Origin of the sequence: [Clostridium] aminophilum, from assembly GCF_900101295.1 — a bacterium.
GTDB lineage: Bacteria > Bacillota > Clostridia > Lachnospirales > Lachnospiraceae > Clostridium_R > Clostridium_R aminophilum_A.
Map to the genome: position 1 here is coordinate 1 of NZ_FOIL01000063.1, position 13453 is coordinate 13453.

A 13453-nucleotide genomic window follows, 5' to 3' on the forward strand; every position below is an offset into this window, starting at 1 on the left:
CGTGTTACTCACCCGTCCGCCACTAAAATTACAAAATTCCATCCGAAAACTTCCTTCTGTAATTTCCGTTCGACTTGCATGTGTTAGGCACGCCGCCAGCGTTCATCCTGAGCCAGGATCGAACTCTCTCGTTAAAAGTTTGATCCGGTTTAGACTTAAGCTTGGCTTATTCTTAACCGTTATTACTGTTTAAGGTTTTGTTCTTGAAAATCTCTCGAACTTAAGGCCTCTACCTTATCGGCCTTTGTTCTTGGAATTTTCAGGGTTTTATATACTGTTCAGTTTTCAATGTTCTTTGTTGTTGCCTCTCGGCGACAGCTCATTCATAATATCAAAGCCGTTTCCATTTGTCAACAACTTTTTTATTGTTTTTCGAACCTTTCGGTTCGACACTGTCCTGCGGTGTTTCCCGCTGACAGCTTACGTAGTTTAGCATTAGTGCGGTGGATATGTCAACCACTTTTTTGAACTTTTTTCTTTTTATCCACTCCCCTGTTATGAAAAGTGTGGGTAACACTTTGATTTTGTCTGTTTTTCCCGGCTTTTATCCACATAACTGAAAGGTTTTACACCGGATTCACGTGGATCATGATATGTTTGATCTCCGGAAAGCGCTGTTCCACCAGGTTATGCACATTTTCTGCAATTTCGTGGGCATCATACAGCGAAAGCGTTCCTTCCACCGCGATCTCCGCATCGATGTAGATCCGATTGCCAAACATCCTGGTGCGGATCTTATCGAGGCCGCACACTCCGTCCGTCTCCAGGATCAGCCGGCGAACTTCGCGCTCCGTTTCCTCCGGGCAGGCTGTATCCAATACTTTGCTGACAGCATCCCGAAGAATGTCATACGCTACCTTCATTATACAAAATGCGATCCCAACACTTGCAACCGGCTCCAGCACGAAAAAACCCATTCGTGCTCCGCCGATACCGATCAGGGAGCCGACGGACGAAAGTGCATCGGACCGATGATGCCATGCATCCGCCATAAACGCATCCGATTTCAGTTTTTTCGCATAATGACGGGTATACCAGAACATTGCTTCCTTGAGAACGATCGAGAGAAGCGCCGCCGTCAGCGCGACCCGCCCCGGGATCTGCATCGTCCGGTATTCACCGGTCACAATGATCCGAAGCGCGCTGTATCCGATGATAACCCCCGTACCGCCAAGGATATTGCCCAGCATCATCGACGCAAGGCATTCCATCCGCTCATGACCGTAGGGATGTTCTTTATCCGCTTTCTTCTGTGACATTTTTACGCCAACCACGGCGATCAGCGTAGCAAAGACATCCGAAAGTGAGTGGATCGCATCCGAGACCATTGCCCCGGAATGGCCAATGATGCCGGCTGCCAGTTTATATCCGCTGAGCAGGACATTGCCCAAAATGCCGACCGCGGATATGCGTCTGATCATCTCCTGTGCATCCCTGTCGCTGATTTCTGCTTCGCTCGCCATACTTACACCTCCCGTTCTTCCCCTTCGGTTCTTCCTGTCAGCGGTCTGTATCCATAAGTCTCCATGAATGTATGTGGTTACGATAACGCACACTGTGGCGTTTTTCAAACATTTGGTTTTTGTGCAAAATGACTTTTTACTCATACAGCTTATGTTCAATAAATTTTATCCCAAAAACTTTATGCCCAAAAAGGTTTTACATTCAAAAAGCTTTATACCCAAAAAGTCTTTATATTCAAAACTCCCTTCCGGATTCCATCAGGAAGATGTTCTCCGGAAGGGAGTTTTTTTTCACCTTTTCTGCTACGATTATGCGACACTCAGCAGCTCGCCCTGTTCATTGATATTCATTAGTTTAATATAGACACATCCCGATTTCATCCATCGGAAGACAGAAAATTACAGATTATTTTCTCCACTGTGGAACGGATGTTTTCATCATGTCATCGTAAAATGTGCATCCCGCACGTCCGTTCACCTTTGTCTGATAGAGAGCATCATCGGCCTGCTTGAAAATCTCCTTGCTGTAGCTGTCTTCAAATATGGTCACTCCGGCGCTGATGGAGAACGCGGGCATATCTTCCTTGGTCGGATGCTGAAGCACCTCGTTGATATTCCGGATTTTGTTCCGGATACGGTCCGCAAATCCGTCGCCGCATTCGTTGAAGATCACCACAAACTCGTCGCCGCCAAACCGCACCACGTAGTCTTTTTTCCGGAAACTGTGCCGTAGAATATCTGCGGCCTGACAAAGCACCGCGTCGCCCACTACATGGCCGTAGGTATCATTGACCTCCTTAAAATGATCAATGTCCACAATCATGATGGCTCTGCGGTCGGTATTGTTCTTGAGTTCCTCCTCGATCCGGCTGAAGGCCGTACGGTTCAGAAGACCGGTCAGCTCATCGTGATCCGCCTGATATTTGATGCTCTCTTCGCGCTTCTTCTCGGCATTGATACTGGCCACCGCAAAAACGATCTTTTCTATCTCTCCGGTATCCTCGTTCGTGACCGGCACAAAGGTCATACGGCACCAGCCCTCCGTCTGCCCAAGGTAGTTCTTCTGCACATATCCCTGTTTCCGGAGCCGCTCCAGCAGAGTCGGATAATCAAGAAACTCCCGGACGCTGTCCCGGTAGTCCAGGTCCACGCACATCCGGACATATTTGTCCTTCAGATCATCATAGGTTTCACCGTCAACCACAAACCGTTCATTCATAAACTCCGGAATCCGGATCACATGGATTCTGCGGTCTTTTACGTTGATCTCCAGCATGGTGAAATACATTTTCGCCAGAGATCGTACAATGGCTTCTCCGGCCGCCGCATCCTCCTGCTTCTGGATTTCTATCAGTTTCGTCTTTGTGATATCCCTACGTCCGTAAATGATATGGGAAATGGAGCCGTCCTCGTTGCGGTCTCCGATCAGGAAATTGGCCCGGTACCATTTCTTTTCAATATCATTGTAGAAATCCCGGCTGATCCGGGAGTATTTTTCCAGCTTTGCGACCACATTTTCCACTTCAAACCATTTCTCAAGGGACTCGCGGACGTTCTTCTTTCCAATGCTTTTGGCTCTGGAGCGCAGATAGGTGAAGGCATTCTTATCCCTCTCCGGGGTGCTCTCATCCGTGTCCCGGATTACCCGGTAGGTTTCGTCCGGCAGAGAAATGTAGATGCTGAAGTCAAAAATCTTTCCGACGCCCTCCGCCATCCGCTGATACTCGAGCACCTCCACCTGATCCTGATCGACATTGATATATCCTGCTGCCGCCCGCGTCGGCTCCTCATCAATCGGATCGAATTTGATCAGGACATAATCGAACCATTCATACTGATTCTCATGTGTCTTGCCGAGGAAGCGGTGGACAGATTTTTTCTTGTGCCGCAGTTCTTCGATCATGTTTTCCCGTTTTCCGAGCTTCAGCATTTCGTCCAGATAATCCGGATGGCAGATCGAGCGGATCGACCGCTCATACATTTCGTAATAACTTTTTTCCGTGCTGTTCAGCCGGATGGTCTTCTGCGAGATATCCGGTTCATAGAAGTATGACGAATAACTGCCGGTCTCCAGATTGATAAAATGCAGTATCACATACTCGCTGGCCAGGCCCTGGATCGCATCCAGTCCTTCCTTCATTTCCTCTCTGGTCAGAGTTTCATTCCAAACCTTATCTGTGATGTCACGAATAATGCCTTCGATCCGGACTCCGTCCGTGTAGGAGACATTACGAACGCCGATAAAATGGATGTACCGGTTACCTCTTGTCGGATGCTTCCACAGATACTGAAACTCGCCATATCCAGTTTCAGCAACGTGTTTTCCGGCCGCAATCAGCCGTTCCAGGCTGGATGGCGCCACCGCCGCAAGCCAGTCCCGATAATCCTTCTCCGGATCATTGCCGGCCGGAATGTTCAGAAGGCGCAACGCAACCTCATCGCAGTACAGACGCGGCTCTTTGCCCGGATCTGCCTCGATGACCCATTTGCCGAAGCTCATATATTCCAGAATGTCTGCTTTAAAAAATGTCGATCCAAGCTTCTCCACTATATGTTCTCCTTCTCTCTTCCGGTGAAGCGAATTCCGGTTGCGTCCGTTCCCATCGTAATCTGTCTTTTATGCGGCGATAATTCGATTCTATCATATAATGATAACTCATTTTATTTTGTAAGTGGAACCTTTTTGGCATCATCCAAAGACGTTTGCCTCATTTTTTATGGTCCTGAGCCTGTCCGGAATCCCCATATCGATCTTTATCATCGTGATATGATCCGCTTCCTTTTCGAGATATTTCAGGAGGCAAACCGTCCCGGCATGGCACATCCCAAGAATTGATCCTCAGTGCTGCGCTCAATCTCTATTTTTCCTTGTCAGACACGAACAAACGGAAACTTCGCTGTTGATCATATCGTATGGTCTGTTTTTCTTATTGTCAATGATGTGTGCCGGACGTTTATCCGCCCGATATGTCATCCGGAGCAGACGGCTGACTTTATCCTTATCTTATATATCGGCTCCACTACATATTGAAATTATATTCTGTTGCGAATCGAAATACGCTTCTCAAGTTTCGATTGTTCAGCGGCATCGCCAGCGCCTCACCGGTGTTTGGGCTTTAGCGAGTTGTCCGCATAAACAAAGAGGCTTCCGCCGGCATATAAAATATGCCGATGGAAGCCTCCTGATATCCTTTATGCCCAATTTTTCTGTTTATCTCTATCGTGGAAAGACTCTCTCAAGGGTTTATTCCTGCGCCCTCCCGGCTTCTCTGATTTTGTGACAGTCCTCTGCGTCCAGGCCGATATCCGCATGAGATTATGACCCTGTATCATTTTTAACCAGGGCAGCAACGGTCTCGACGTGCATGCTCATCGGGAACATATCGCAGCAGCGCACCTTGCGCAGCCGGTATCCTCCCTCTGTCAGAATCTTCACATCTCTGGCCAGCGTGGACGGATTACAGCTGACGTAGACGATGGTCTTCGGCTTCATCTTCAGCATCGTGTCCAGAACCGCCTGATCGCAGCCTTTGCGCGGCGGATCCACGACGATCACGTCCGCGCTGATGTTCTCCTTCTCATATTTCTCCGGAAGAACTTCCTCCGCCTTTCCGACGAAGAAATCCGCGTTCTCAATACCGTTCAACGCCGCATTTTCCTTTGCGTCCCGGATCGCATCCGGAATGATCTCCACGCCGCAGACTTTCCCTGCCTTCTGTGCAAGGAAAAGGGAAATGGTTCCGATGCCGCAGTAAAGATCCCAGACCGTCTCTTTCCCTTTCAGATTTGCATAGGAGAGCGCCGTTCCGTAGAGTTTTTCGGTCTGCACCGGATTCACCTGGAAGAAGGAAAGCGGGGAAATGCGGTATTTGATCTCTCCGATATAATCGGTGATGCCCCCGTCTCCGTAAAGGTTGATGATCTCTGTACCCATGATGACATTGTCCGTCCGGGTGTTTACGCTCAGGGAGATGGACGTCATCCCCGGGATGAGCAGAAGCTGGCGGACCAGTTCCTCGCTGTGCGGAAGCGCTTTCCCGTTCACCACCAGACAGACCATGAGTTCTCCGGTCTTGAAGCCCTTTCGGATCAGGACATGACGAACCAGGCCCTTATGCGTCAGCTCGTCATAGGGCCGGATGTGATAGTCTTCCATGAAACCGATGATCAGATTCAGGATCTTCTGGTTCTCCTTTACGCCCAGAAGGCAGTCGTCACACTCAACGATCCGGTGGCTCCGGGCCGCGTAAAAGCCGGCGATGACCCGGCCGTCCCTGTCGGTTCCGATCGGATACTGCGCCTTGTTGCGGTATCTCCAAGGTTCTTCCATCCCGAGGATCGGCTTCATGTTCAGCTCCTCTTCCGGAATTCCGCCGATGCGGATGAGCGCGTTCCGGACCTCATTTTCCTTTACCCGCAGCTGGGCGTGGTAATCCATCATCTGAAGCTGGCATCCGCCGCACTGCTTCGCCACCGGGCACTTCGCCTCGGTCCGGTACTTTGACGGCGTAATGATTTTCATCAGACGCGCAAAGCCGTAGTTCTTCTGGACTTTCATCACCTTTGCCGTGATGACGTCACCGACAACCGCGTCTTTGACAAACCATACGAAATCATTTTTCCGGCCGATTCCCGCGCCGTCTTTTCCCATATCTTCAATCGTCAGATTAAACTCTTCGTTCTTTTCCATATATGATCCTGTTTTCTTCTGCGTTATTCTTTCCCGCGGGGCGGGCCGTGCGGCTTCCGTCGTCCTTCCCGGCCGTCGGCTCATCGCCTCACAGAAACAGCCATCCGGCATAAATCCGGAATGGCTGATTTCGTTCCTTTACTTCCCGTAAAAATCGCGGATCCGGTCCATCCGCGCGGTCATCCCCGCCAGCAGCATATCCGCTGCGGCAAATGCCGCCATCATCTCCACAACCACGACCGCTCTCGGGACGATTACCGGATCGTGTCGTCCGCGGATCGAGATCTCGATCTCCTCGCCGTTTTTGCTGACCGTCTTCTGGGGCTTTGCAATCGACGGCGTCGCCTTAAAAGCTGCACGGAAGATCACATCCGAACCATCCGTCATCCCCCCGAGTGTTCCGCCGGCATGATTGGTGGCTTTCACCGGCCGCTTCCCGCCATCCGGCATTTCCGCCATCCGGAATGCATCATTGTTCTCGGAACCGCGCATTTTTGCCGCGGCAAAACCGTCGCCGATCTCAAAGCCTTTTACTGCGCCGATGGAGCAGACCGCTTTCGCAAGATTTGCGGAAAACTTTTCGAAGACCGGATCTCCGATACCGGTCGGAAGCCCTCGCATCACACACTCCACCACACCGCCGGAGGAATCCGTCTGCGAGAGAAGATCATCGAGATAGCATTCCGCCTGCTTTGCCGCCTCTGCATCCGGCATGCAGGCACCATTTCGGTCGCGCTCCGAAAGATCGAACTTCCGGTCGTCGATCTCGACCGGTCCGATGGAGCGGGCATAGGCGAATACATCCACGCCAAGTTCCTGAAGAATCTTTGCCGCGATCGCTCCCGCCGCCACACGGCCGATGGTCTCACGTCCCGAGCTCCGGCCGCCGCCGCGGTAATCGCGGAATCCGTATTTCTCGTCAAAGGTATAATCGGCATGTCCCGGACGGTAGTAGGATGCGATCTCACTGTAATCCCCCGAATGCTGATCCCGGTTGCGGATCAGAAGTGAGATCGGTGACCCCTCGGTCTTTCCCTCAAACACACCGGACAGGATCTCAACCGTATCGCTCTCGGCACGCTTTGTCGCAAAACGGCTCTGCCCCGGTTTTCTGCGATCCAGATACTTCTGGATATCGGCTGCGGAGAGCTCGATTCCTGCGGGGCATCCGTCCACAACCACACCGACTGCCGCGCCGTGGGACTCTCCCCAGGTCGTCATCGTAAGTATCTTTCCGTATGTTGATCCTGCCATTGGTATTTCCTTTCCCTTTTGTATAGTTCGTCTCGTATGGTTCAGGCACCGCTATCCGGAGGTGCCTCCTTCTCCTCTCTGCTCAGATTAGCTTTGTGATCACACAGCAGTTCGGCTCATTAATCGGAATCTCGCGGGAATTCATGACCAGAAGGCCCTTTTCGTAATCGACCTTGAAGATCGTGATGCTGGCGCTCGCGTGATTGATGACCGCGATATGGTTTCCGTCCGGGAAAACCGCGACATCCTTCGGATAATCGCCGGCGGTCGGCAGACAGCAGAGCTGTGTCAATAGACCGGTGTCCCCGTCCCTCCGGTACACACTCACGGAGTTGTCGCCCGCGTTGGAGCAGAACAGATGGCTTTCCTTTTCGTCCGGACTGAGGCGGATTCTGGCCGCTGCCGTCAGCTCGCCCGGATGCTTCGGATCAATGGTTGTGATTGTCTGAATCCGTTCAAAGTCCGGCACCCGCTCCCCCGGCGTGTAGCGGAACACATCGATGGCATTCTTATCTTCATACATCAGGTAGAGGAAACGGCCGTCCTTCGTGAACATGAACTGTCTCGGCCCCGAGCAGAGCTCGCACCGGATGGCATCCACGAGGTTCAGCGTCCCCTGATTCTCATCGAAATGATAGATCTTTACCTGATCCAGACCGAGATCGCCCACAAGAACGAACCGGCCCTCCGGCGTCCGGGCCGCACAGCTGATGTGCGGATGGAAGGTTCTCTCCGACACGGTTCCGAGACCTTTATGGTAGATACCGTCCGTGATCCCGCCGATGCTGCCGTCTTCATTTAACCGCAGAACCGTCTCTTTTCCGTCGTGATAGCCGGAAACAAAGATATATTCGTCATTCCGGTCCGTTGTGACATGACAGCCGCGCATTCCCTTGATCTTTCTCGCATTCAGACGGTGAAGGTTACCGTTTTCAAGGATACGGAAAGCCACCACGCCCTCATCCGCGATGGAATAGAGATATTTTCCGCTGTTGGAAACACACAGATAAGAGGAGTTCTCCACTTCCACCTCACTGCGGTAGGTCAGCGTTCCTTTTTCCACATCCACATCATATAAGGTAATTCCCTTTGCCTTGCCGTTGTAGGAATAGGATCCCACATAAGCCATATATCTGTCCTGCATCACTTCATCCCCCTTGCCGTGGATACGAACGTCCGTAAAGATAATCTACGTCAAAAATATCACATTTATGCCCGTGCCGCAAGCGCGCCGGCGCGGCGAAAAAAGCGCCGAATCGGGCCTCTTCGCGTTGACACTGCGGCCATGTACTGTATAATGATGGAGTTTACATTATTTTATGTAATTATGCGTCCTGCCGGCCGGATGTCCCCGCGGATTTCCGGCGGCATTTTCATGCAAAAAATTCATCTATCGGAGGCACATATGAGTCAGGCTCTCATCGATCTCGAACATATCAATAAAAGCTATGACGGAACCATGGTACTGGATGACCTTGTTCTGTCCGTCAAACCGAACTCCTTCGTCACTCTCCTCGGCCCGAGCGGCTGCGGAAAGACAACCACGCTCCGCATCATCGGCGGTTTTGAGAAACCGGATTCCGGCCGCGTCATCTTCGACGGTCAGGAGATCACCTCACTTCCGGCCAACAAGCGCCAGCTGAACACGGTATTCCAGAAATATTCCCTGTTCCCGCACATGTCCATCGCCGAGAACATTGCCTTCGGCCTCCGGATCCGGAAAATGCCGCAGGCCTATATCGACGACAAGATCCGCTACGCTTTAAAGCTTGTCAATCTGGACGGCTTTGAGGATCGGGAGATCGATTCCCTGTCCGGCGGCCAACAACAGCGAATCGCCATCGCCCGCGCCATCGTCAACGAGCCGAAGCTCCTTCTTCTCGACGAGCCGCTGAGCGCCCTTGACCGCAAACTCCGGGAGGACATGCAGTATGAGCTGATCCGTCTGAAGAATGAGCTGGGCATCACCTTCATCTATGTCACCCACGATCAGGAGGAAGCCATGACCATGAGCGACACCGTTGTCGTCATGAACCAGGGCTACATCCAGCAGATGGGCACGCCGGAACAGATTTACAACGAGCCGGAAAATGCCTTCGTTGCCGACTTTATCGGCGAATCCAACATTGTCCCGGGCATCTTCCTGCAGGACGGACTGGTGGAGATCTTCGGCGCGAAGTTCGCCTGCGTGGACAAGGGCTTCGGCCGCAACAAGCCGGTTGACGTCGTCATCCGCCCGGAGGACATCGTTCTGGGAAGTCCGGAGAGCGGCTCTCTCCGCGGCGTCGTAACCCACCTGATCTTCAAGGGCGTTCACTATGAAATGGAGGTCACCACGCCGGACGGCTTCGAGTGGCTGGTTCACAGCACCCGGAAGTTCATCCCGGGGCAGAAAGTCGGTCTCAGCGTCGATCCCAACGATATCCAGATCATGAACAAGCCGGAATCTGAGGACGAACAGGCGGCCAGCATTCTGAAAGAGCAGGCGGAGCAGCTTGCGTAACGGGAGGTTTGACAAATGAATGATAACAAACGCTGGCTCGCCGCGCCGTACATCCTCTGGATGATCGGTTTTACGGTGATTCCGCTTCTAATGGTCCTGGTCTACGGTCTGACCGATCCGTCCGGCCGCCTGACTACCGAAAACCTGATTGCGATGGGAAGCCGGGAACACATGAAGGCCCTGTTCCTGTCCGTCGGTCTGTCCTTTACGGCAACGCTCATCTGCCTTCTGATCTCCTATCCCCTTGCGCTGATTCTGCGCAGCCGGGGAATCGGGAGCGGGAGTCTCATCGTCTTCGTGTTTGTCCTTCCGATGTGGATGAATTTCCTGCTCCGGACCATGGCATGGCAGACGCTTCTGGAGAAAAACGGCGTCATCAACGGCATTCTCTCCTTCCTGCATCTGCCGGAGCTCTCGATCATCAACACGCCGGGCGCCATCATCCTCGGCATGGTATACAATTTTCTGCCCTTCATGGTCCTGCCGATCTACCACGTACTGGCCAAAATCGATGACAGCATCATCAACGCCGCCCACGATCTGGGCGCGGATCATTTCCAGACGCTGACCCGGATCCTGCTGCCTTTAAGCATCCCGGGAATCGTCAGCGGCGTCACCATGGTATTTGTTCCGGCGCTCACGACCTTCGTCATCTCCGACATCCTCGGCGGCGGAAAGATCATGCTGATCGGAAATGCCATTGACCAGTCCTTTACCAAGGGAAGCAACTGGAATCTGGGTGCCGGTCTCTCCCTCGTTCTGATGATCTTCATCCTCGCAAGCATGGCGATCCTGAACAAATACGACAAGGACGGAAAAGGAGGAACATTCTGATGAAACGGACACGGCACTACAGTCTGAAACAGTTTTTTCAGGATTTCTATCTGGTCCTGATCCTCTTTTTCCTCTACGCACCGATCGTGACGATGATCGTGCTTTCCTTCAACAATACAAAGTCCCGCTCCGTTTGGGGCGGTTTTACCACGCACTGGTACACGGCGATGTTCGACAACCCGACCATCATGAACGCGCTAACCAACACGCTCCTCATCGCGTTCTCGTCGGCCCTCGTCGCCACCATCCTCGGAACGGCGGCCGCCATCGGCATCCGCTCCATGGGGAAGACGCCTCGCAGTATCGCCATGTCGATGAACAACATCCCGATGATGAATTCCGACATCGTGACCGGAATCTCGCTGATGCTGGCCTTCATCGCCTACGGCATTTCCCTCGGTTTTAAAACCGTGCTGATCGCCCACATTACCTTCAACGTTCCGTATGTCATCCTGAGCGTCATGCCGAAGCTTCACCAGACAAACCGCTCGACCTACGAGGCCGCCCTCGATCTCGGCGCCTCTCCGTTTCAGGCATTCATGAAGGTGATCTTCCCGGACATTGTGCCGGGCGTGCTCTCCGGTTTCCTGATGGCCTTCACCATGTCGCTGGACGATTTCATCATCACTCACTTTACGAGAGGTGCCGGCATCGACACGCTGTCCACCCTCATCTACAGTGAGGTACGCCGCGGCATCCAGCCCACCATGTACGCGCTGTCCAGCGTGATCTTCATCACGGTGCTGGTGCTTCTGCTCATCACAAACCTGAAGCCCCAGGAACCGGCCCACCGCGCACGCACCCCGGAGCTGAAGGCCAGACGTCTTGCGCAGAAAAAGCGCCGCGCGGCTGCCCGCAGAATCATCCTCATCACTGCGGTATCCGCCGTCATGATCGTCTGCGGAAGCTGGACCGTCATGCGCTATCAGACCGCACACTCCGATGTGCTCTACGTCTACAACGCCGGTGAGTACATCGACGAATCCGTCATCCGGCAGTTTGAGGATGAAACCGGCATCCACGTCACCTATGACGTCTTCGAGACCAACGAGGAGATGTATCCGGTCATCGAGGCCGGTGCCGTACAGTATGACGCCGTCTGCCCGTCGGATTACATGATCCAGAAGATGCTGGAAAATGATCTCCTTGCCGAGATCAATTTCGACAACGTGCCGAACCTCTCCCACATCGATCCGAAGTGCCTGGAAATGGCCCGTTCCTTCGATCCGGAAAACCGGTACTCGGTGCCGTATACCTGGGGAACGGTTGGCATCCTTTACAATGAGGATTTCTTTAAACAGCACGGCCTCACGCCGCCGAAGACCTGGAAGGACCTGTGGAATCCGGCGCTGACGGGTGAAATCCTGATGCAGGACAGCGTCCGCGACGCGTTCATGGTATCGCTGAAATCCCTGGGGTATTCCGCAAACTCCACGGACATCAATCAGCTTCAGGAGGCCAAGCGGAACCTGATTCGCCAGAAACCTCTCCTGCAGGCCTATGTGGTCGATCAGGTGCGCGACAAGATGATCGGCGGTGAAGCCGCGGTCGGCGTCATTTACTCCGGAGAGCTCCTCTATATTCAAAATGAGATTGAAAACCAGAATCTGGGCTACCGTCTGGACTATGTCATCCCGGAGGAAGGAACCAATCTCTGGGAGGACGCATGGGTCATCCCGAAAAACGCCCCGAATAAGGAGAACGCCGAGAAATGGCTGAACTTCCTGTGCCGGCCGGACATCGCAATGAAAAACTTCCGCTACATCACCTACGCGACGCCGAACAAGACGGTGTACGATATGCTTGAGCCGGAGCTGCAGAACAACAAAGGAGTCTTCCCGGATGATTCCCAGCTCGGCGCAAGTGAAGTGTATAAATATCTCGGCGATGACGCCGATAAGATATATAATGAACTGTGGAAGGAAGTAAAATCGGAGTAATCCGTTCGCATTCGGCCCGGCCGAAAGAAAGGACTTCTTTATGATCATTGCGGTTCCAACAGCAGACGGCACCGTAGACCAGCACTTCGGGTCCGCCAGAGAATTTACCATCTATCACACCGACGAATTTGATGAGATTGCCGCCGTGGAAACCGTGGAAGCGCCGGGAACCGGCTATGAGGCCATCCTCCCGCTTCTCATCGAAAAGGGCGTAAAAATCATCATCTGCGGCCGGATCGGCGCCTACGCCGTCCAGGCCATCAAGCCGACCGGCATCATGCTGATGGGCGGCGCCTCCGGCAATGCCGCCGACCGGGTCAATGATTTCCTCGGCGGAACGCTGAAGTTCTACTCTCCGAGTGAACCGATTGCTGCCGCCCCGGCCAAAGGCGATGCCCGCGGCGAAGGCGACGGTCTCGAAACCGACGGCAATGTCGCCGCCTGCGGAGACAATCCGGTCTGTACGCTCTGAAACAAAAAAGGGGCTGGCGCACTAACTCAAGTTAGTGCGTCGGCCCTTTTCCTGTAAAAAGAATTCAGCCGGGCTCCAAAGAGCCCGGCTGATGGTGTAAAATATAGTTATGCGACTAACCAACATTTTACAGGGTGATTATAGCAAAATCACTGTATATTATCAAATCAAGCTTCCGCTTGAACTAGAACACATGATACCGGCAAATGATTCGGTTCGCCTTCTGAGCGCATTCGTGGAGGGAATGGATCTTTCGGATCTATACACTACTTATGATAGAATCCGGAAAAATCAGGC

General features: G+C 52.8%; 9 protein-coding genes, 1 rRNA gene and 1 pseudogene. 5 read left to right on the forward strand and 6 right to left on the reverse strand.

Annotated elements, in window-relative coordinates; all coding sequences use genetic code 11:
• The 6 genes from BMW41_RS12420 to BMW41_RS12445 all read right to left on the reverse strand — a co-directional run.
• A 16S ribosomal RNA gene (locus BMW41_RS12420) occupies window positions 1–134 on the reverse strand; the annotation flags it as partial.
• 432 nt (window positions 135–566) lie between these two features.
• Window positions 567–1463, reverse strand: coding sequence for a cation diffusion facilitator family transporter (locus BMW41_RS12425; RefSeq protein WP_031474568.1), 897 nt, complete (start codon window positions 1461–1463; stop codon window positions 567–569).
• 406 nt (window positions 1464–1869) lie between these two features.
• A complete protein-coding gene (locus tag BMW41_RS12430) occupies window positions 1870–4011 on the reverse strand; it encodes a GGDEF domain-containing protein (RefSeq protein ID WP_074650397.1) in 2142 nt (713 codons plus the stop codon).
• A gap of 768 nt (window positions 4012–4779) precedes the next feature.
• Window positions 4780–6153, reverse strand: a complete 1374-nt coding sequence (rlmD, locus tag BMW41_RS12435; protein ID WP_074650407.1) for a 23S rRNA (uracil(1939)-C(5))-methyltransferase RlmD — start codon at window positions 6151–6153, stop codon at window positions 4780–4782.
• 138 nt (window positions 6154–6291) lie between these two features.
• Window positions 6292–7407 (reverse strand): chorismate synthase, encoded by a 1116-nt coding sequence (aroC, locus tag BMW41_RS12440; RefSeq protein WP_074650398.1) that lies wholly within the window; start codon window positions 7405–7407, stop codon window positions 6292–6294.
• A gap of 82 nt (window positions 7408–7489) precedes the next feature.
• On the reverse strand, window positions 7490–8551 hold the full coding sequence (locus tag BMW41_RS12445; RefSeq protein ID WP_031474575.1) for a lactonase family protein: 1062 nt from the start codon (window positions 8549–8551) through the stop codon (window positions 7490–7492).
• 261 nt (window positions 8552–8812) lie between these two features.
• On the opposite strand from BMW41_RS12445, the gene BMW41_RS12450 reads away from it, so the two are divergent.
• The 5 genes and pseudogenes from BMW41_RS12450 to BMW41_RS15460 all read left to right on the forward strand — a co-directional run.
• Window positions 8813–9910, forward strand: a complete 1098-nt coding sequence (locus BMW41_RS12450; protein WP_074650400.1) for an ABC transporter ATP-binding protein — start codon at window positions 8813–8815, stop codon at window positions 9908–9910.
• Window positions 9911–9925: 15 nt separating this feature from the next.
• Complete coding sequence (locus BMW41_RS12455) at window positions 9926–10744, forward strand: ABC transporter permease (protein ID WP_074650402.1); 819 nt, start codon at window positions 9926–9928, stop codon at window positions 10742–10744.
• Complete coding sequence (locus tag BMW41_RS12460) at window positions 10744–12684, forward strand: extracellular solute-binding protein (protein ID WP_074650403.1); 1941 nt, start codon at window positions 10744–10746, stop codon at window positions 12682–12684. Before BMW41_RS12455 ends, BMW41_RS12460 begins: the two co-directional genes overlap by 1 nt.
• Before the next feature lie 40 nt (window positions 12685–12724).
• Window positions 12725–13156, forward strand: a complete 432-nt coding sequence (locus BMW41_RS12465) for a NifB/NifX family molybdenum-iron cluster-binding protein (protein WP_074650405.1) — start codon at window positions 12725–12727, stop codon at window positions 13154–13156.
• A gap of 109 nt (window positions 13157–13265) precedes the next feature.
• Window positions 13266–13453: pseudogene (locus BMW41_RS15460) on the forward strand (IS5/IS1182 family transposase); the annotation flags it as partial.

Coding starts and splice junctions, on each gene's coding strand:
- BMW41_RS12445 (WP_031474575.1), bottom strand. CDS start 8,551: ATGCAGGACAGATATATGGCTTATGTGGGATCCTATTCCTACAACGGC.
- BMW41_RS12460 (WP_074650403.1), top strand. CDS start 10,744: ATGAAACGGACACGGCACTACAGTCTGAAACAGTTTTTTCAGGATTTC.
- aroC (WP_074650398.1), bottom strand. CDS start 7,407: ATGGCAGGATCAACATACGGAAAGATACTTACGATGACGACCTGGGGA.
- BMW41_RS12455 (WP_074650402.1), top strand. CDS start 9,926: ATGAATGATAACAAACGCTGGCTCGCCGCGCCGTACATCCTCTGGATG.
- BMW41_RS12465 (WP_074650405.1), top strand. CDS start 12,725: ATGATCATTGCGGTTCCAACAGCAGACGGCACCGTAGACCAGCACTTC.
- BMW41_RS12450 (WP_074650400.1), top strand. CDS start 8,813: ATGAGTCAGGCTCTCATCGATCTCGAACATATCAATAAAAGCTATGAC.
- BMW41_RS12425 (WP_031474568.1), bottom strand. CDS start 1,463: ATGGCGAGCGAAGCAGAAATCAGCGACAGGGATGCACAGGAGATGATC.
- rlmD (WP_074650407.1), bottom strand. CDS start 6,153: ATGGAAAAGAACGAAGAGTTTAATCTGACGATTGAAGATATGGGAAAA.